The sequence below is a fragment of the Leifsonia sp. Leaf336 genome (assembly GCF_001423695.1).
Taxonomy (GTDB): Bacteria; Actinomycetota; Actinomycetes; order Actinomycetales; family Microbacteriaceae; genus Leifsonia.
Genome location: NZ_LMOZ01000001.1, coordinates 745,761 through 763,997 on the forward strand (window position 1 = coordinate 745,761; position 18,237 = coordinate 763,997).

19 protein-coding genes are annotated in these 18,237 nt (G+C 66.5%); 13 read left to right on the forward strand and 6 right to left on the reverse strand.

Features of this window, described 5'->3' with window-relative positions:
- Window positions 1-33: 33 nt before the first annotated feature.
- The 5 genes from ASF88_RS03645 to ASF88_RS03665 form a co-directional block, all read right to left on the reverse strand.
- Window positions 34-954 (reverse strand): L,D-transpeptidase, encoded by a 921-nt coding sequence (locus ASF88_RS03645; RefSeq protein ID WP_055914328.1) that lies wholly within the window; start codon window positions 952-954, stop codon window positions 34-36.
- 54 nt (window positions 955-1,008) lie between these two features.
- Window positions 1,009-1,794 (reverse strand): hypothetical protein, encoded by a 786-nt coding sequence (locus ASF88_RS03650; RefSeq protein ID WP_055914331.1) that lies wholly within the window; start codon window positions 1,792-1,794, stop codon window positions 1,009-1,011.
- 106 nt (window positions 1,795-1,900) lie between these two features.
- Window positions 1,901-2,839, reverse strand: a complete 939-nt coding sequence (locus ASF88_RS03655) for an NUDIX hydrolase (protein ID WP_055914334.1) — start codon at window positions 2,837-2,839, stop codon at window positions 1,901-1,903.
- Entirely contained in the window at window positions 2,836-5,049 is a 2,214-nt protein-coding gene (locus ASF88_RS03660; protein ID WP_055916630.1) for an RNA degradosome polyphosphate kinase, read from the reverse strand. The genes ASF88_RS03655 and ASF88_RS03660 overlap by 4 nt, the downstream gene beginning before the upstream one ends.
- 91 nt (window positions 5,050-5,140) lie before the next feature.
- A complete protein-coding gene (locus tag ASF88_RS03665) occupies window positions 5,141-5,833 on the reverse strand; it encodes a response regulator transcription factor (RefSeq protein ID WP_055914344.1) in 693 nt (230 codons plus the stop codon).
- 140 nt (window positions 5,834-5,973) lie between these two features.
- Between ASF88_RS03665 and ASF88_RS03670 the strand changes: the two genes are divergently transcribed.
- From ASF88_RS03670 to ygfZ, 3 genes are all read left to right on the forward strand, one after another.
- The gene (locus tag ASF88_RS03670; protein ID WP_055914347.1) at window positions 5,974-6,330 is read left to right on the forward strand and encodes a hypothetical protein; all 357 of its coding nucleotides are present in this window, start codon (window positions 5,974-5,976) and stop codon (window positions 6,328-6,330) included.
- A 126-nt stretch (window positions 6,331-6,456) separates the two neighbouring features.
- Window positions 6,457-7,056, forward strand: a complete 600-nt coding sequence (locus ASF88_RS03675) for an FABP family protein (protein WP_055914350.1) — start codon at window positions 6,457-6,459, stop codon at window positions 7,054-7,056.
- A 1-nt stretch (window position 7,057) separates the two neighbouring features.
- Complete coding sequence (ygfZ, locus tag ASF88_RS03680) at window positions 7,058-8,170, forward strand: CAF17-like 4Fe-4S cluster assembly/insertion protein YgfZ (protein WP_055914353.1); 1,113 nt, start codon at window positions 7,058-7,060, stop codon at window positions 8,168-8,170.
- A gap of 12 nt (window positions 8,171-8,182) precedes the next feature.
- Here the strand turns inward: ygfZ and ASF88_RS03685 are convergent, their stop codons facing one another.
- On the reverse strand, window positions 8,183-9,010 hold the full coding sequence (locus ASF88_RS03685; RefSeq protein ID WP_055914356.1) for a hypothetical protein: 828 nt from the start codon (window positions 9,008-9,010) through the stop codon (window positions 8,183-8,185).
- A 17-nt stretch (window positions 9,011-9,027) separates the two neighbouring features.
- Here ASF88_RS03685 and ASF88_RS03690 point away from each other — a divergent pair, with 17 nt between their 5' ends.
- The 10 genes from ASF88_RS03690 (at window position 9,028) to ASF88_RS03735 (ending at window position 18,213) form a co-directional block, all read left to right on the forward strand.
- Window positions 9,028-9,777 carry a phosphoglyceromutase gene (locus tag ASF88_RS03690; RefSeq protein ID WP_055914359.1) on the forward strand — a complete coding sequence of 250 codons (750 nt, stop codon included), beginning with the start codon at window positions 9,028-9,030 and terminating at the stop codon, window positions 9,775-9,777.
- Between the two features lie 38 nt (window positions 9,778-9,815).
- On the forward strand, window positions 9,816-10,256 hold the full coding sequence (locus ASF88_RS03695) for a 2'-5' RNA ligase family protein (protein ID WP_055914362.1): 441 nt from the start codon (window positions 9,816-9,818) through the stop codon (window positions 10,254-10,256).
- Window positions 10,257-10,369: 113 nt separating this feature from the next.
- Window positions 10,370-10,660 (forward strand): WXG100 family type VII secretion target, encoded by a 291-nt coding sequence (locus tag ASF88_RS03700; protein WP_055914364.1) that lies wholly within the window; start codon window positions 10,370-10,372, stop codon window positions 10,658-10,660.
- 118 nt (window positions 10,661-10,778) lie between these two features.
- Complete coding sequence (locus ASF88_RS03705; protein ID WP_157498193.1) at window positions 10,779-11,186, forward strand: hypothetical protein; 408 nt, start codon at window positions 10,779-10,781, stop codon at window positions 11,184-11,186.
- Window positions 11,183-11,416, forward strand: coding sequence for a hypothetical protein (locus ASF88_RS03710; RefSeq protein WP_055914370.1), 234 nt, complete (start codon window positions 11,183-11,185; stop codon window positions 11,414-11,416). Before ASF88_RS03705 ends, ASF88_RS03710 begins: the two co-directional genes overlap by 4 nt.
- A gap of 19 nt (window positions 11,417-11,435) precedes the next feature.
- Window positions 11,436-12,563 (forward strand): type VII secretion protein EssB, encoded by a 1,128-nt coding sequence (gene essB / locus ASF88_RS03715; RefSeq protein ID WP_055914373.1) that lies wholly within the window; start codon window positions 11,436-11,438, stop codon window positions 12,561-12,563.
- Window positions 12,560-17,041, forward strand: a complete 4,482-nt coding sequence (gene essC / locus ASF88_RS03720) for a type VII secretion protein EssC (protein WP_055914377.1) — start codon at window positions 12,560-12,562, stop codon at window positions 17,039-17,041. The genes essB and essC overlap by 4 nt, the downstream gene beginning before the upstream one ends.
- Complete coding sequence (locus ASF88_RS03725; protein ID WP_055914380.1) at window positions 17,038-17,478, forward strand: DUF4176 domain-containing protein; 441 nt, start codon at window positions 17,038-17,040, stop codon at window positions 17,476-17,478. Before essC ends, ASF88_RS03725 begins: the two co-directional genes overlap by 4 nt.
- A complete protein-coding gene (locus tag ASF88_RS03730; RefSeq protein ID WP_055914385.1) occupies window positions 17,475-17,903 on the forward strand; it encodes a DUF4176 domain-containing protein in 429 nt (142 codons plus the stop codon). Before ASF88_RS03725 ends, ASF88_RS03730 begins: the two co-directional genes overlap by 4 nt.
- Window positions 17,896-18,213, forward strand: a complete 318-nt coding sequence (locus ASF88_RS03735; RefSeq protein ID WP_055914388.1) for a hypothetical protein — start codon at window positions 17,896-17,898, stop codon at window positions 18,211-18,213. The genes ASF88_RS03730 and ASF88_RS03735 overlap by 8 nt, the downstream gene beginning before the upstream one ends.
- Window positions 18,214-18,237: the final 24 nt, after the last annotated feature.

Here is an 18,237-nt window from a genome sequence, read left to right on the forward strand (position 1 = left end):
GGGTGGGCCACTGGCGAGCCAGTGGCCCACCGATCATTCCACGATGCTGATCGGGGTGCCCAGCGGAAGTCGGTCGACTGCCTCGATAGCCTCACGGCCCAAGCGGATGCACCCGTGCGACACCGCGCCGGAGGCGACGTCCTGGTAATGCACTCCGATGAGTCCGCCGTCCGACCCGCCGAACGGCTCGTCGGACCCGGTGGCGTGCAGTGAGGTCAACTGGATGCGATGGGTCGTCTGGCCCTGTTTCGGATCGAGGTACCGTGCCTGGAGGTATCCGGTGGTGCCGGTGGGCGTGGGTGTGTCCGCGGTGCCCACTCCGACGGCGAAGCTCACGGCGCCCTTCCCGTCCGCGTCGGTGATCGTGAGGGTCTGGGCGGAGGCCGAAACGACGATGCGGTGAGTGAGGGCGCCGAGCGGTTTCAGTGCGGCGGAGGGCATCCACGCCGCCGTCTGGGCGGGCGCGGTCGTGCCGTCGGCGACCTGCGAGGGAAGTACGCTGCGGCTCGCTGTGAGGACCATCGACCAGTCACCCTTCGTGGCGACCGGAACGACGACCGTCGGCTTGCCGAGGAAGTCCGTCGCGAGCACCCGAGCGATCGGCGTGGTGAAGTCGCCACCGTAGACGGGGGTGTCGAATGCGACCGTCTTGGCCGTAGTGAACCGCGGCTCATCCGGCTCCGGCAGGAGTCCGGGGATGACCGCCTTATAGTCGGCGGCGGGAAGCGCGGCGATCGCGGACGGAGTGAGTTCGGCGGGGAGCGGAGGCCCTGCCTCCGCTGACGCCGTCGAGACGGGTGTCGGCGTGCGTGGGGCTTCGGAAGCGTTCGGTGTGCAGGCGGTGAGTGCACAGACGACTGCGATGCCGAGGGCGCCGGCACGTGCTGTGGCGACGCGCGACATGATCCGGCGCGAGGTGGCGCGGCGCGACGTGGGGAGTGATGGCTGCTTCATGATGGGCTGCGACGACGGCGGGGTGGATGCATCGCATCCACCCCGTCTCTGGCGTCAGCCGCTCACCACGGGCAGGTTCTCGCCCGTGCCGGCCGGACCGGTCTGGCTCGGGCCAGCCGGGGCCGGCGTGGGCGCGGGGCCGTCGATGACGTCACCGGTGACGGTGATGGTGATGGAGTTGACCACACCCGAGGTCACGCCCGTGAAGGTGAACTCGATCTGTCCGGCTTGGGCGCTGCCGTCGAGGTAGAGCTGCGCGAAGACCGTGCCGCTCCGATCGGCGATGAAGGTGATGTCGGACATCTCGGTGCCGTTGTAGACGGCGGACACCGTCACGGTCTCGCCCGGCGTGTAGCCCGACGCGACGATCTGGACGCCCACGTTCGGGTCGGTCAGGTCGTCGGTGGAAACCGTTGTCGTGTTGGCCTCGATGCCCTTCGGGGCGCGGACGTCGAGCGCGATGGTGTTCGAGGCGTCGCCCGCGTCGGAGGTGGCGCTGACGGCGATGTCGGCGCCGTCGGCAGGCAGCACCAGGTCGGCCGCGGGAGTGAAGACCTCGTCGGCGAAGGCGCCGGTGGCATCGGCGGTGACGTCGTGGGTGTCGAGAACGCTCGAGTCCTCGGTGTTGGTGACGGTGATGGTCACGACCGCGTCGGCCGTGAAGCCGGTGCCCGAGACGTCGAGACCGGTGCCCCAGTCACCCGCGGTGAAAGTGGAGTTCGCGAGCGTCAGGGTGCCTGTGGCGGCACTGGCGGGAGCTGCTGCGAGAAGGCCCCCGGAGACGATGACGGCGGCGGCGACGGCCGAGGCGGCCAGTCGGGTGCGCGTGATTGAGATCATGATTCCCTTACAACGGATTGGCCGCGTCGATTGACGCGGCCTCCCGAATGTAGCGTTCTTCACGCGACAATCTCAAATTGAAATTTTTTCGCCCTGATGTCTGGTGTCAGGCCACCGCCGGCGCGTAGGTCTCGATCGAGACGATGCCCGACGCCGGGTTGGTCGCCGAGAGGTGGACGATCGAGAATCCCCCGGTGTCGAGGTCGGCTGCATCGTTGAGGTATCCGCCGGGCATGGTGCCGGTGGCGAGGGCGATCTCCCGGAGGATCTCAGGTAGCACCGGCCCGTGGCTGCAGAGCACGGCGGTCTTGCGGGAGCGGACGCGCTTGCCGACGACCCTGCGGATATCACCCCTGCCCTCCTCGTAGGCGTCCTGGCTGATTCCGGCTTCACGACGCGGTTTGACGCCGGTCGCGGCGGCCAGCGGGGCGACCGTGGCGATGCAGCGCACCGCGTCACTGGTGATGATGCGTCGCGGCCGCCAAGCGCGCAGGGTCGGCACGTCGCCGGCCGCCTGCTTGACGCCGCGGTCGGTGAGCGGGCGCGCCGCGTCGGGGCCGTCCCAGCCGCCACGCGGCACCGCCTTGCCGTGACGAAGGGCGATGAGGGCGAAGGTGGAGGTGATGCCTTGCTTCACGAGTGCTTCGAAGGCGTCGAGGATCTCGACGTCGCGATCGTACGTGAGGTAGCCGCGCGCCTTCTTGAGGGTGACCCATTCGATCGCCGCGATCTCGGAATTGGGCACGAACGTCGACTGCGCGATCGCCTGATCGGTGACCTCCGCGGCCCAGAAGTGCACGATCTTCTCGCGGCCGGAGGCCAGCGGGTACGTCGAGATGCCCAGCGGGACGCCCAGCGTGACGGCCAGGCCGGTCTCCTCCTGGATCTCGCGCACGGCCGTCTGCGGGAGCGTCTCGCCCGGGTCGACCTTGCCCTTGGGGATCGTGACATCGCCGTACTTGGTGCGGTGCACCACGAGCATGACGAGCTTGTCGTCCACGATGCGCCAGCACAGGGCGCCCGCGGCGTAGATGGCGAGGCTCACCGCCTCGTTCCCGTACGGGTGCTGCGGGGACGGTGGCTGGCCTGCTGCTGCAATTTGGTCTGGAGGTCGGTGAGGGGTGCGCCGTTCTCGTCGAGGTGGTGCCGGGTCCACACGCCGTCCTCGGCGAGCGTCCACGCGGCGGTGCGCTCGTCGAACGCCAGGTCGAACAGGCGACCGAGCTCGGCGAGGTGGTCGGGGTCTGCCAGCCGCACCAACGCCTCCACCCGGCGGTCGAGGTTGCGGTGCATCATGTCGGCGCTGCCGATGTAGACATGCGGGTCGCCGTCGTTCACGAACGAGAAGACGCGGGAGTGCTCCAGATAACGGCCCAGCACGGAGCGGACCCGGATGTTCTCGGACAACCCCTCGCGCCCCGGCACGAGACCGCAGATGCCGCGTACCCACAGCTCGACGGGCACACCGGCCTGGCTCGCACGGTACAGCGCGTCGATGATCGCCTCATCGACGATGGAGTTGAGCTTGATCCGGATGCCGGAGGGGCGCCCGGCCGCCGCGTTGGCCGCCTCGGTGTCGATGCGCTTCAGGAGACCCTTGCGCAGGTGCAGCGGCGCGACGAGGAGGCGCTTGAATTTCTTCTCGATCGCATACCCGGACAGCTCGTTGAAGAGGCGGGTGAGGTCTTTTCCGACCTGGTCGTCCGCGGTCAGCAGGCCGAGGTCTTCGTAGATCCGCGAGGTCTTCGGGTTGTAGTTGCCCGTGCCGATGTGGCTGTAGTGCTTGAGCACGCCCTTCTCTTCGCGGATGACCAGCGCGAGCTTGCAGTGCGTCTTGAGCCCGACCAGCCCGTACACGACATGGACGCCGGCCTTCTCGAGCTTGCGCGCCCACGAGATGTTGTTCTGCTCGTCGAACCGTGCCTTGATCTCGACCAGGGCCAGGACCTGCTTGCCGGCCTCCGCCGCGTCGATCAGCGCCTCCACGATGGGGCTGTCGCCGGATGTGCGGTAGAGCGTCTGCTTGATGGCGAGCACGTGAGGGTCGGCCGCCGCCTGCTCGAGGAAGGCCTGCACGCTCGTCGCGAACGACTCGTACGGGTGGTGCAGCAGGATGTCCTGGCGCGCGACCGCGGCGAAGACGTCGGGCTTCGCATTCGGCTCGCTCGGCATGAGCTGCGGCGCCGTGGTGGGCACGTGATTGGGGTAGTGGAGGTCGGGCCGATCGATCCGCGCGAGGTCGAACAGGCCTCCGAGGTCGAGCGGCGCAGGAAGGCGGTAGACCTCCTGCTCGGTCACGTCGAGCTCGCGCACCAGCAGACCCAGAGTCACGTCGTCCATGTCGTCGGTGACCTCGAGCCGGATCGGCGGACCGAAACGGCGCCGTAGGAGCTCGCGCTCCAGAGCCTGGATGAGGTTCTCGGTCTCGTCCTCGTCGATCTCGACGTCTTCATTGCGCGTGACGCGGAAGACGTGGTGGTCGAGGATCTCCATGCCGGGGAAGAGGTCGCCCAGGTGGTTGGCGATGAGGTCCTCCAGCCGCAGGAACCGCACCTGCCCGAGACCCTCGCGTGCGTCGATGCGCACGAACCGCGGCAGCATCTGCGGCACCTTGAGGCGGGCGAACTGTTCCTTGCCCGAGCGCGAGTTGCGTACACGCACCGAGAGGTTGAGCGACAGCCCGGAGATGTATGGGAACGGGTGCGCCGGGTCGACGGCGAGCGGCATCAGCACCGGGAAGATCTGCTGCGAGAAGACCTCACGCATCTGCGCCCTGTCGGCCTCGTCGAGTTCGTCCCACGACGAGACGGTGATGCCGGCGTCCTCGAGCGCGGGCAGCACAAGCTCGCGGTAGGCCTTGGCATGCCGGACCTGGAGCTCGTGCGCCTTGTCGGAGATGTCGGCCAGCACGTCCTGCGGGGCGCGGCCGACATTCGTAGGCACCGCGAGACCGGTGGCGATGCGGCGCTTGAGTCCCGCGACGCGGACCATGAAGAACTCATCGAGATTGCTGGCGAAGATCGCGAGGAAGTTGGCGCGTTCCAGGACGGGCAGCAGCGGGTCCTCCGCCAGCTCGAGCACACGCTGGTTGAACGCCAGCCAGCTGACCTCGCGGTCGAGGTAACGGTCGTCGGGGAGCGTCGGGTCGGGCTCGTAGATGAACGGGGCGAAGTCGTCGTCGAAGTCGCTGCCCAGGCTGCCGCTCAGCCCGTTGTCGAGTAGGCCGTTCTCCAGTGTGGTGCGCTCGCCGTCCATGCCCACCATCATGGCACCGGTCGCGCGGCGAGCGGCACGAGTCTCGGTTAACTGTGGACAAACGCCCGTCACGGCGGGTTGTGCAGAACGATCAGGGGTGCACGGAGGACGGCAGGCGGTCGTTCTCGTCCTCATAGACGTTGAAGCGGTAGCCGACGTTGCGCACGGTCCCGATGAGCGACTCCAGGTCGCCGAGCTTCGCGCGCAGCCGGCGTACGTGGACGTCGACCGTGCGCGTGCCGCCGAAGTAGTCGTAGCCCCACACCTCGCTCAGCAGCTGCTCGCGCGTGAACACCCGCGACGGGTGGGTCGCGAAGAACCGAAGCAGCTCGAACTCCTTGAAGGTGAGGTCGAGCTGGCGTCCGTGCGCCTTCGCCGAATAGCTGGCCTCGTCGATCGTGACGCCCGACGCCTGGATCTTCGACTGCGAGTGGTCCTGGCCCTGCCGCCCGATCGCCAGCCGGATACGCGCGTCGACCTCCGCCGGGCCGGCGCTGTCGAGGACAACGTCGTTCACGCCCCAATCCGCGCTCACGGCCGTGAGGCCGCCCTCGGTGAGCACCAGCAGCAGCGGGACCGTGATGCCGGTCGTCGTGAGGATCTTGCACAGCGACTTGGCGCTGGCGAGATCGCGCCGGGCGTCGACGAAGATCAGGTCGCACGCGGGAGCGTTGACCAGCGATGCCGGTTCTGCGGGGATCTGACGGGTGCGGTGGCTGAGGAGGCCGAGGGCGGGAAGCACCTCTGCTTCTGGCGCAGACGTGAGGATCAACAACTGCGCCACCCAGTTCCTCCTCGCCCTCTTCGTGCCGTAATGCTACCGGAAACGCTTGCACCGCCGGACCGCAGAGGATCGCACGCAGCCGCGAGGCATCCCGCGGGGGAGGGGAGGCGCGCCTCGCGACCTCAGGGCACAATGGTGGGATGAGCGACACACCGCAGGAACCGGGGCCGCAGGACCCGGGGCCGCTGGGCCCGGCCGCAGCCGCAGGACCACCTCCTGAGCCGCTGCCGCGCGCCGCCGTCGCCTGGAGCGTCGGCGCGGTCTGGGCGCTCGCGCTCGTGCTCGGCGTCCTGATCGCGCTGCTGTCGCACCCCCTCCAGTACGCGTCGTGGATCTCGCTCGCCCTCGGCGTGTGCGTGATCGCCTCGTTCGGAGTCCAGCTCGCGACGCAGCAGAAGGACGGGTTCGTCAACCGGCTCGCGACCACCCTCACCGGAAGCTTCGTCATCCTCGGCGTCATCGGCGGCATCCTCGGCCTCATCACGCTCGGGCACTGACTAGACTGGCCGTATGCTCGTCGCTCTCGAACTCTTCTTCATCGGCCTGCTGGGTCTGGCCACCCTCGCCATCCTCGGTGTCTCCGGCGTGGTCGTCTACAACCTCTTCCGCGGCCAGCGCTAGGCATGATCGAGCTCCCCACCGACCTTCCGGCCGAACTCGTTCCGCTCTCCTGGCTGATCGGGGTCTGGGAGGGCACCGGTGTCGTCGACTACGCCGTCGGCGAGGAGGAGCACACCCAGCTGGAGTTCGGCCAGCGCATCAGCTTCAGCCAAGACGGCGAGGCGTACCTCAACTACTCGTCCACGTCGTGGGTGCTCGACGAGAACCGCACCCCGCTCGCGGCCGAGACCGGCTATTGGCGGCTCAGCCGCACTCTGGTGGAGGGCGACCCCGGTCCGGCGATGCTGCCCGGCCAGGGCGCACGGCCCTTCGGCACGCCGCAGGCCGTCGAGACGCTCCGCTCCTCCAGCGGCGGCTTCGACATCGACGTCGCGATCATCCATCCCGACGGCGTGAGCGAGCTCTACATCGGCCAGGTGAACGGCCCGCGCATCGACCTGGCGACCGACGCCGTCGTACGCACCGCCGGCGCCAAGGAGTACAGCGCGGCGACGCGCCTCTACGGACTCGTCGAGGGGCACCTGCTCTGGGCCTGGGACATCGCGGCGCTGGGCCAAGACCTCCGCACGCACGCGTCGGCCCGGCTCGCCAAGGTCGACTGACGTGTCCGTCTCGCCCTTCCTCGCCCTCCCCGGCGCCGTCGACACAGCGCAGAGCGGAGTGCCGTCCCACTACGGCAGCCCTCTCGCGGAGCAGCGCGCCCTCGTCGACGGCGGAGCGATCGTCGACCTGTCGGATCGCGCGGTCCTCTCGATCACCGGTCCGGATCGGTTGAGCTGGCTCAACTCGCTGACCAGCCAGTCGCTGCTCGGCCTCCAGCCCGGGGAGTCGTCCGAGACGCTGCTGCTCGACGTCACCGGTCGCGTGGAGCACGCCGTCCGGCTGATCGAAGACGGCACGGCGCTGTGGCTCCTCGTCGACCGCCCCGAGGCCGCGGGCCTCCTCTCCTGGCTCGACTCGATGCGGTTCATGCTCCGCGTCGAGCTCGCCGACCACACCGAGTCCCTCGCGACGATCGGCACGCTCGGCGAACCGCCGCTGCCGCTCGCCGCGCCCCACGGCGTGCCGCTGGTGTGGCACGACCCCTGGCACGCGGTGGCGCCGGGAGGCCACCAGTACGCCACCGGCGAGCATCCCGGCGCCGGCTGGAGCTGGAGCGAGCGCCTCGTGCCCCGGGAGGCTCTGGCCTCCATCGTGTCGCGGGTCGAGTCGGGCGAGCTCGCCGTCGCCGGCACGCTCGCTGCCGACGCCCTCCGGATCGCCGCCTGGCGGCCCCGGTTCGCCACCGAGGTGGACGAGCGCACCATCCCGCACGAGCTCGACTGGCTCCGCACCGCGGTGCACCTGACCAAGGGCTGCTACCGCGGGCAGGAGACGGTCGCGAAGGTTCACAACCTCGGCCACCCGCCGCGGCGCCTCGTGATGCTCCACCTCGACGGGTCGGAGGGCGTGCATCCCGTGGCCGGTGCCGAGGTCACGCTCGACGGCCGGGTCGTCGGAACGGTCACCTCATCGGCGCTGCACTACGAGCTCGGGCCGATCGCGCTCGCGGTCGTCAAACGTGGCACCGACGCCACGGCCACGCTGACGGTCGAGGCCGACGGCAGCCTCGTCGCGGCGGCGCAGGAGGTCGTGGTGCCTCCCGAGGCGGGAGCGGAGGCCCACGTGCCCCACCTGCCGCGGCTGGGTGCCGTCACCCGCAACCCGCGCGCCTGACGCCTTCGCCGGCTACACCGGTGCGACGGCATCCCACGCAACGGTGAGCTCGCCCAGTCGCCAGCGGGAGCGGTCTCCCACGATGGGCCAGCCGGCGTCCCGCATACCCTGGGCCAGCGCGATCCAGCGCTGCTTGGGGCCGTAGGCGGCGAGCGGTGCGTGGACGCGCCAGAGGCGGTCGAGGTCCTGGAGGTACACGTGCACGCGTTCCCCCGGCACATTGCGGTGGATGAGCGCCTTGGGCAGCCGCTCGGCCACGACGCTCGGCGCGTCCAGCCCGCGGAGGCGCAGCGAGATCGACAGCGTCTGCGGTCCGGTCGCGTCGAGGGTGACCCAGCTGGAGACCCGGCCTATCTCGTCGCACGTGCCCTCGATGAGCGCACCGCCCAGCTGCAGGCGGCCGAGCATCCGGCTCCAGGCGGCGTCGACCTCCGACTCGTCGTACTGCCGGAGCACGTTGAAGGCCCGGATGACGGCGGCGTGCCGCCCCTCGGGCAATGGCACCTCGAATCCGCCGACGCGGAAACCCACTCGCGCCCGCGGATCGAATCCGGTGCTGCCCGCGCGCACAGACTCGAGCTGGACCAGCGCGGTCCGCACCCGCCCCGGATCGATCTCGAGCCCGAGCACCTCCACGTCGTGGCGGACGCGCGCCAGCCGGTGCTGGAGTTCGAACGCCGTCACTCCGCTCGCGCCGTAGCCGAGGTCGACGACCAGGGGGTCGCCCGTCCGACGCAGCACGGGCAGGGAGGCGATCCAGCGGTCCACGCGCCGCAGCCGGTTCGTATTGGTCGTGCCGCGAGTGACCGCGCCGACGGCGCGGGAGGACGTGGACGGCATATGACAAGATTAATCGCATGGCCGCTCCCTATACTCTGATCCTTCTCCGCCACGGCAACAGCGAGTGGAACCAGCAGAACCTGTTCACCGGCTGGGTCGACGTCCGGCTCAGCGAGCAGGGCGTCGCCGAGGCCAAGCGCGCCGGCGAGCTGCTGGCCGAGTCGGGCCTCGAGCCCGACATCCTCTACACGTCGGTCCTCACGCGCGCCATCCAGACTGCGAATTACGCGCTCGACGTGGCCGACCGTCTCTGGATCCCCGTCGAGCGGTCGTGGCGCCTCAACGAGCGCCACTACGGTGCCCTCCAGGGCCTCGACAAGGCCGAGACCCTCGAGAAGTACGGGCCCGAGCAGTTCCAGCTCTGGCGCCGGTCGTTCGACGTGCCCCCGCCGCCTTTGCCCGACGACAGCCAGTGGTCACAGGCCCACGACCCGCGTTACGCCGATCTCGGCGACGACCTCCCGCGCACCGAGTGCCTCAAGGACGTCATCGCGCGCATGCTGCCCTACTGGGAGTCCGACATCACGACCAGCCTCGCCGAGGGCAAGACCGTGCTCGTCACGGCGCACGGAAACTCGCTTCGCGCCCTGGTGAAGCACCTCGACGGCATCTCGGACGACGAGATCGCCGAGCTCAACATCCCCACCGGCATCCCGCTGGTCTACAAGCTCGACGAGACGTTCGCGCCGATCGAGCCCGCTGTATACCTCGACCCGGAGGCCGCTGCCGCCGGCGCCGCCGCGGTCGCCGCCCAGGGTAAGAAGTAGCGGTCACGACCGACCATTCGTACGTCGTCGTCGCGTTCCTGCCGGAGCGCGGCGGCGACGTCGTCGTCCCGGACCAGTTCGGGGCGGGGGAATGGCCCCTGCACATTACGATCGTTCCGCCGTTCCGCTCCGAGCTCGACGCGGAGGCGATCGCTGCGCTGTTGCCGCGTGGACCGCGCCTTCCGGTCGTCGCGGGGGCGCGCGCGTCGTTCGGTCACCGGCGGACGGTGCCGGTCACGCTGGTGCGCCCGTCTCCGGACCTTCTCACGCTGCACCGCGCCTCCGTGAACGCTCTGGAGGCCGCCGGCGCGGTCATCGCCGACCACCGGCACATCCGGAACGGCTATCGTCCGCATGCCTCCGACCAGCGCGCGGAAGCACTCGCCCCCGGTGAGCACACCTCCCTCACCGAGCTCGCGCTCGTCGAGCGCACCCAGGGTTCTCGCCGTCGGGTCGTTGCCCGCATCCCTCTCGCATAGCCCTGAATCATCTCAGATCTGAAATTTGACACCTGGCGAATGCCGCCGATACGGTCATGGAGAAATACTCCGTATCCGCGGTAGTGCATTACGTTTCGAATAGGGGACTTTACATGGGTCAGATCAGCGTTACACCGGAAGAACTGAAGCAGCAGGCTCAGGTCTACACCCGCTCGAAGGAAGAGATCGAGCAGGCAATCCAGAAGGTGAACCAGATGAACTCGACCATTGCAGAGCAGTGGAAGGGGCAGGCGTTCCAGGCTTACCTCGAGCAGTACAACCAGTTGCACGAGAGCGTGAAGAAGTTCGAAGAGCTGCTGGTGAACATCAACCAGCAGCTCGACAAGTACGCCGACACCATCGCCGAGCGCGACGCGCAGGATGCGCAGAGCTTCGGCTTCTGATCAGAGGACGGGCAAGGCACCCGGGCCGAGGCGTTCAAAGCGACGCGTCCTCGGCCACGGGGCGGCTGCAGGTGCGCTCGCCGTCGTCATGGCGGCGGGTGCACCTGCGATCGCGGCCGTGGCCGACGACTCTGACGATGCGGGCAAGCTGCGCCTCAACGCCACCGTCCTCGTCAACGACTCCGTCGGGGCGGGCTCTGCTGGAGACTTTCCGATACGCGGCAGTCTGTTCTCGGAGCGTCTCTATGTCCGGATCGACGAGCGGCGAGAAGCGTCGGCCGAGCGGCTGACCGGCGTCCGGGAGCTGGACTTCGCCGCGCCCAAGCCATCGGGAGACCAGTACCAGTCGGTGCGAGCGGCTCTGTTCGAGAACTATTCCTCCAGCGGGATCGCTTCGAAGCAGCGTGAGGGCGAGGAGTCCTCCGCCTTGTTGGGCGTCGTAGCGGTCCTCGCGGTGCCGCTGATGCTCATCGCTGGCATAGGGCTCGGACGGTTCTGGGCCAGAAGGAGACGGGCAGCATCGTGATCGAGATCACGCTTGTGTACACGCAGCGGCAGATCGATCTCCTCGTACCGGGGGCGATCAGGTTCCACCGTCTGAGGCAGTTGATCCGAGAGGCGTTCGCCGCGAAAGGGATGGTGCTGCCCGATGACTTCTCGTTCGTGCTCGAGGACAAAGCCCTTGCAGTGAGCGGGTACGACTTCATTTCCTCTTTCGGGATCGGCAACGGCGATCGCCTACAGATTGTGACGTAAGGCAGCAATGCATATTGACTTGGATGGAACGGTTCTCGAGCTCGAAACGAAACCAGGCAGCCTTCGCGCGAGCGTCGACAAGAACGGCTTCGACGGTTCGTGTCTCGACGTGATCTCTCGATACGTCGACGCGCACGAAACCGATACCGGGCTGCGAATCACGTATCGTCTCGCCGAGGGCGAAACGAGTTTCCGGAACGCTGTCGACCAGGCCAAGACTCGGCTCGATCGACTGTCGCTGGCCCAGAAGCTCGTGGCGTGTGCCGGCTACCGCGACGGCTTCCGTGTGCCGGTGATCCATCCCGGCAACGTCTATCTCAACGGCGGGCTGCTTCGGGTCGTGCATTGCGGCCTCCAGGGCATGCTCGCTCCGATGACGTTCGATGAAACCCACTTCTTCAGGTCGCTCCAGGCGATGGTGCTGCACATCTTTCGCCCGAAGATCGCCTTCGAGCAGATCCTCGATGGCGCACCGGCACTCCAGGACAGGTTCTCGATCGCGGTGCGGAAGACGGCGACGGCAGACGAGCTGTTCGCGTACATCGATGCGCAGGTGAAAGCTGAGCAGGCAGAAGTCGCAGCGCGCAAGGTCAGCGTTCCGAAGCGCCGGTATTCCGGCTACCGGGTGCTCGGCGTGCTCGGCGTCACCGGCGCGGTTGTGGCCGGCGTGTTCGCCTGGCAGACGGCGAGTCACAGCCGGTTGCAGGATGCGGTGGTCGCCGCGCAGTCGCGCTTCCTCGCGAACGACTACGGCGGCACGATGACGGAGCTGGAAGGCTATCCCGCCACGTCCTTGCCTGCGTCCGCGAAGTACGTGCTCGCGGTGTCGAGCATCAACCTCGACGATCTCACGGGCGCGCAGAAGCAGGCGATTCTCAACAACATTTCCCAGAAGTCCGACGATGTGACCCTGAACTACTGGGTCGCGATCGGTCGCGGCGAGTTCGAGCAGGCCCTCGACTACGCGCAGAACCTTGGTGACGACCAACTCACGTTGCTCGCCTACACCGACCTGTATCAGTCCACGAAGCTGAACTCCCAGATGGCCGGCGGTGAGAAGCAGAAACTCCTGGACGAGTACGCAAAAGCCATCGATGATCTGACTGCCGAGCTCGAGGGCACGAGCGACATGGCGGCCGCGAAATGACCGTGTTCGAGACGGAACAGCGTCCGAGTGTTCATCGTGTGGGTCTCGACTCCCGGCTCCATTCGAGTCGGCTGCTGTTCCTCGTGTACGTCGTCGATGGACACAGAGCCATCAGACTGTCCCTCACCGAAGAGCACCCCTTCGTCGACCATGACGGCCATAAGTTCAGCGTGATCAACGATGCGCTGTATGTCGACGGAGAGTTGATCGGCGTCGGGCGAAGTGTCGTCGGCGCTCTCGAGTGCGTGGTTGTGTCCGCAGCGGACGCTCGCACCGAGTGTTTCGTGACGGAGGCGAGCAGTGGCCTCGTGATCGGCGATGTGCCCGACGCCGGCATCCGTGCCGCGGGCTCGCCACTGCTGATCGTGCGGGAGGACTCGCTCGTCGTCGAAGCACGAGGCCGGATGGTGTACGTCGATGACGTCGCGGTCACCGGGCGCCAGATCTGTGATCTCGCGGTCGGAACGGTCGTGCTGACCGCTGGCTACATCCTCGAGAAGCGGCCGAGGCAGCTCAAGATCACCACGTTCGGTTCCGACGTCGAGTTCGATCACGCGAAGGTGCTGGTCCAACTGCCGGAGCGTGAGTTCCCGGCGGACTTTCCCGATTACCGGAGGTCTCCGAAGCTGAACCTGGAGGTCGAGGAGGCCGAGTTCACGCTCCAGGGTCCCGACAAGCCCGGCGCGAAGCCGAAGAACCGGCTCATGCGGATGATCGTGCCGCCGTTCTTCATGATCGCGGCCTCCGGCGTGACGACGATGGTCATCGGCAGCAACCCGGCGATGATGCTCGGTATGGGGCTCGCCACCCTACTGACGGCGTCTTTCACCGTGTCGCAATACATCACGGAGATGAGGGGAGCGAAGACCGCTGCCATCAAAGCCGAGGAGGATTACACCAACTACCTCGTACGAACCGTGGCCGGAGTCGCCAGAGCGCACGAGCACGAGCGCACGGTGCTGCGGTATCAGCAGCCGAGCCCGAATGAACTCGCGGCGATGGTCGAGCGGTATGACCCCAGGATCTACGAGCGTCAGCGTTTCAACAAGGACTTCCTGCACATCTCGCTGGGATCGTCAGATCGTCCCTCGGCGGTCAAGGTGTCCTCCGGGGTGGCAGAGAAGGATTCGAGCGTCGAGGCGCAGCAGGTTTCAGACCTGGCGGCTCGATTCCGCACTCAGCGTGATGCGCCGACTCCCATCGGACTGGCGGGGCAGACCCTCGGCCTAGTCGGCCCTCCCGGCGTCGTTTCGCAGTGCCTCCAGACGTTGCTGTTCCAGGTGGCGTTCTTCCACTCGTACCGTGATGTGAACTTCATCAGCCTGCTTTCACGTGAGTCGTATTCGGCGACGTGGAGCGCGTGGCGTCTGCTGCCGCATTTCAAGCTGCACGAGTTGAACATGCGCGGTCTGGTCCACAGCGACAAGCTGCGTGACGTGGTGCTGAACGGCTTCTATCGGCTGCTCCAGAAGCGCAAGCAGGCTCTGAAGGATGCCGGTGCGCAGAAGTTGCAGTTCGCGCCGCACTACGTGTTCATCATCTCCGAGGACCGCTACTTGGCCGGTCACGGCATCAACGAGTTGCTCGCTGAAGACATGAGCGACCTGGGTGTGACGGTGATTTGGTGCACCGAAGACGCGAAGCTGCTGCCCGAGACGGTGACGGCGCTCATCCAGGCGCCGCACCAGGTGAAAGGCGAACTCGTCACGAATGACGACGTGTACGTGGCGACGCCGTTCACGCCGTACTCTTTGCCGCAAGATCTGGAGCACTCCCTCCGCAAGCTCTCGAACCTGAATCATCTGGAGGTCGAGAAGAACGCGGTACCGGAGGCGCTGAGCCTGCTGGAACAGTACGAGGTGAAGTCCGTCGATGAACTCCGGATCGCTGAGCGCTGGGCGCACGCCGAGCCGAACAAGTCCATCGCGTCGCTGATCGGGTGGCGCGGCAAGTCCGATCACGTGTTCTGGGACCTGCACGAGCGCGCCCACGGGCCGCACGCGCTGGTGGGCGGCACGACGGGTTCCGGCAAGTCGGAGTTCCTGACGACGTACCTCATCGGGCTCGCGATCAACTTCTCGCCCGAAGACGTCGGCATGCTCATCATCGACTGGAAGGGCGGTGGCATCGCCAACACGCTCGACCGGCTGCCTCATTTCATGGGCGCAATCACGAACCTCGACGGTGCCGGCACCGCCCGAGCGTTGGCGAGCATCAAGGCAGAGCTCAACAAGCGTCAGCGGGAGTTCGCGGTCTACGGCGTCAACAGCATCAACGCGTACATGACCCTGTACAAGCAGCGGCACGACCCGAAGCCCGACGTGAAGTACCCGACGAAGCCGCTTCCGCACCTGGTGCTCGTGTCGGACGAGTTCGCCGAGCTGAAGGCCAACGTGCCCGAGTTCCTCGACGAGCTCACTTCGGTTGCGCGTATCGGCCGAAGCCTCGGCGTACATCTGATCTTGGCGACGCAGAAGCCGAGCGGCGTGGTGAACGACCAGATCGAGGCGAACTCGACCTCGAAGATCGCGCTGAAGATGGCAGGCGAACAGGACTCGAACGAGTTGCTGAAAACCACCGACGCGGCGCACATCACGAACCCCGGTCGCGGCTACCTGAAGGTCGGTCAGAACGAGGTCTACGAGCTCTTTCAGAGCGGCTATGCCGGTGTGCCCTACGACCCGGACGCCCAGGTCACCGAGAAGGTCGACGAGCGGATCTACAAGATCAATGAGCTGGGCCAGTACGAGCTCTTCTACGACCCCGACGAGGAAGTCGAGCAGGGCAAAGACACGAGCGATCTCCCTTCGCAGCTGGAAGCGGTCATCGACACCATCGCGCACATCTTCCACAGCGACGACGCACTGACGACGCCGGACAAACCATGGCTGCCGAACCTGCCCGCGCGAATGTCGACTCCTGATCCCGCCACGAGTACTGGCGTTAGCGCTCCGCTGGGCATGCTCGACGTGCCCAGCCGACAAGCGCAGGAGCAGTACGACTTCGACCTGCTGAATGCCGGCCACACAGTGGTGTTCGGCAGCCCGGGCTACGGCAAGTCGACGGTGCTGCAGACGCTCGTATTGAACCTCGCCACGGTCTGCACTCCCGAGCGGCTTCACGTCAATCTCATCGATTTCGGCAACAACGGCCTCCTGCCGCTGAGAGACCTGCCGAACGTCGCGGACATCGTGACACTGGAGGAGGCCGAGAAGCTCAGCAAGATGATGGATGCCGTCGCGGACGTCCTGGCCACCCGCAAGCAGCTGTTCAAGGACGCCGGTGTCGCAAACCTGGAACAGTTCGCGACGAAGACCGGCGGCCACCTGCCCGTCGTTCTGAACGTGCTCGACGGCTATGACAACCTGACGACGAACGACCGTCGCAAGGACGCGATCGACTCGCTCCTTCTGCAGGTGCTGCGAGAGGGTTCCGCACTGGGCGTCTTCCTTGTGATGAGTGCCAGCCGCGTCGGCGGCGTGCGAATGAACATGCTGAGCAACATCTCGACCAAGCTCTGCCTGTACGTCAACGAAGAGAGCGATTTGGCGCAGCTGATGGGGAGGGAGCGGTTGCAGCAGGCCGACATCCCAGGCCGGGGTCAGCTCCTGGTCGAAGGGCCGACTGCGATCCAGTTCTACCTCCCCGCCTCCGGCGACGACAGCTCCGGGACGCTCGCGGCGCTCGAGCAGCAAGTCGCCGCGCTCGACGCGGGGTGGACGGGCGAGCGCCCCAAACGGATCCCCATGGTGCCGCAGGACCTCAGTATCGACGCGTTCCGGGCGTTCGAGTCGGTGGCCCGTGTGGAGGAACTCCGGGGCACAGCATTCGGGCTGTCGATGGCGACGACGGAGGCAGTCGGTTTTCTTCCCCGGTCGCAGCCCTTGTTCATGTTCGCCGCGCGTGACGACGAACAGGAGGCCTTGTTCCAAGAGCTCATTTTCACGCAAGGTGCCAACCTGAAATCGGAGTTCATGGTGGTCGATTTCGACGAGACTTTCGCAGAGACCCTCGATACAACCCCCCTTCCCGCGAACTTCAGCTACGTCGCGGAGAAGGGCGACGCTGGCGAAGTCGTCGCTGGCATCGTCGCCTATGTCGCCTTGAGCAAGCAGAAGGCCGAGGGCGCTCCCATGGTGCTGGTGATCGCGAACCTGCCTGACTTCATCAGCAAGACGGGCCTCAAAGCGAACGAATTCGCGCTTGCCGTGAAAAACGCGCCCAAAGCCGGGCTGGACTTCATGGTCTTCAGCCGCCATGACTACGTGGCGAGGTCGCTTGATGAGGTGCCGAAGCTGATCAGGGATCTCAAGTTCACGGGCCTGGTCGGCGCGCGAGCATACGACAGCGCCTTGGTGAAGACCGTGGGGAGATCAGACGAGCCCGAGCCGCGGGTGGATGAGCCGTTCTTCGTGCTCCGCGGCGGGAGCGCGTTCGAGAGGGTCAAGCTTCCTCGGCTGAGGGGAGGAGCGAAATGAGTGAGTCTCCGCAGCTGCTTCCGCTCGGGACGGCCGTGCGGGTCACCGACCACGAGGGCGTTTACGTCATCATCGCGCGGGGATTCCAACAGCAGGCGAACGGATACCTGGCTGGCTACAAGGGGATGCGGCATCCGCACGGGTCTGGCGCGGGTGTCCGAGAGATCGTGTTCACGCAGACGCAGATCGGCGACGTTGTCCATCGTGGGTACGAGGACGCCGCGGATGCGCCGTTCACGCAGAAGCAACTCGAGAACGCCCGGACGCCCACAGCGCCGCGGCCGCCGATGTCAGAACCGGCGCTGGTCCTGGATCCATCGACGTCAGGCGAACAGGTGCTAGCTGCCACCAAGCCCTCGGGCGAGCTCCCCGAGCGCTTAGCCAGCGATCCGAAAGACCCATTCAAAGAACTACGCAATAGAGGAAGACGGACATGACAGTGGAGCGGCTGAAGCAGGCAGAAGAAGCAGAACAGGAGGAGAGGCACGGCTTCCTCCCACTGGGGAGTGTCGTGCTTCTGAGGGGGTCGGTGAAGAAGCTCTTGATCGTCTCTCGGGCTTCGATCGTGGAAGACGACTTCTTCGACTACGGGGCGTTCCTTTACCCGGAGGGCATGATCGACTCGAACATCGCGTATTTCAATCAGAGCGATATTCATCGAGTAGTGTTCGAAGGCTACGCAGACGACGACAATGAGCTTGCGCTGGAAATCCTGAACAACGCATATTTGCGGTTCCGCCAGCAAGGCGAGCAGGGTTCTGCAGCTTCGGATTCTATGCCGATGGCAGTCGAGTCTCGGCCGGTGTCGGGGGACGACCCGTTCGCTTCGGTCCGTGACTTGATGGACGACGACGATGCATGAGCAGCGGATTCTGGCGCAGATCCGTGAGTTGGAGGGTGTCGTTCACCGGCTGGAGCGGGTACGTGACGCGGTCGGCGAGGTCGACGTCCAACGGCTCGAGGACGCCGGCGCTGGTCATTGGGCCGGTCAGAGGCGTGTTGCGTTCAAGACCGTCTTCGATGAGGCGCGGTCTAGTCATGCGCGGATCAGTTCGGAAATCGGAGACGCAATCGGTGATTGCAAGAGCAAGCAGCGTGCTTTGGCGGGCTCGATCAATCCGCTTGAGCACCCGCTGCTGTCGGCTGAGGCCTACTTGATCGCGCTGAATTGATCGAGCCATACGAAGAGGGAGGTA

Excerpts from the sequence above, each read along its gene's own strand:
- ASF88_RS03645 (WP_055914328.1), bottom strand. The coding sequence starts at position 954 with ATGAAGCAGCCATCACTCCCCACGTCGCGCCGCGCCACCTCGCGCCGG.
- ASF88_RS03650 (WP_055914331.1), bottom strand. The coding sequence starts at position 1,794 with ATGATCTCAATCACGCGCACCCGACTGGCCGCCTCGGCCGTCGCCGCC.
- ASF88_RS03660 (WP_055916630.1), bottom strand. The coding sequence starts at position 5,049 with ATGGACGGCGAGCGCACCACACTGGAGAACGGCCTACTCGACAACGGG.
- ASF88_RS03670 (WP_055914347.1), top strand. The coding sequence starts at position 5,974 with ATGAGCGACACACCGCAGGAACCGGGGCCGCAGGACCCGGGGCCGCTG.
- ASF88_RS03675 (WP_055914350.1), top strand. The coding sequence starts at position 6,457 with ATGATCGAGCTCCCCACCGACCTTCCGGCCGAACTCGTTCCGCTCTCC.
- ASF88_RS03685 (WP_055914356.1), bottom strand. The coding sequence starts at position 9,010 with ATGCCGTCCACGTCCTCCCGCGCCGTCGGCGCGGTCACTCGCGGCACG.
- ASF88_RS03690 (WP_055914359.1), top strand. The coding sequence starts at position 9,028 with ATGGCCGCTCCCTATACTCTGATCCTTCTCCGCCACGGCAACAGCGAG.
- ASF88_RS03700 (WP_055914364.1), top strand. The coding sequence starts at position 10,370 with ATGGGTCAGATCAGCGTTACACCGGAAGAACTGAAGCAGCAGGCTCAG.
- essC (WP_055914377.1), top strand. The coding sequence starts at position 12,560 with ATGACCGTGTTCGAGACGGAACAGCGTCCGAGTGTTCATCGTGTGGGT.
- ASF88_RS03725 (WP_055914380.1), top strand. The coding sequence starts at position 17,038 with ATGAGTGAGTCTCCGCAGCTGCTTCCGCTCGGGACGGCCGTGCGGGTC.
- ASF88_RS03730 (WP_055914385.1), top strand. The coding sequence starts at position 17,475 with ATGACAGTGGAGCGGCTGAAGCAGGCAGAAGAAGCAGAACAGGAGGAG.
- ASF88_RS03735 (WP_055914388.1), top strand. The coding sequence starts at position 17,896 with ATGCATGAGCAGCGGATTCTGGCGCAGATCCGTGAGTTGGAGGGTGTC.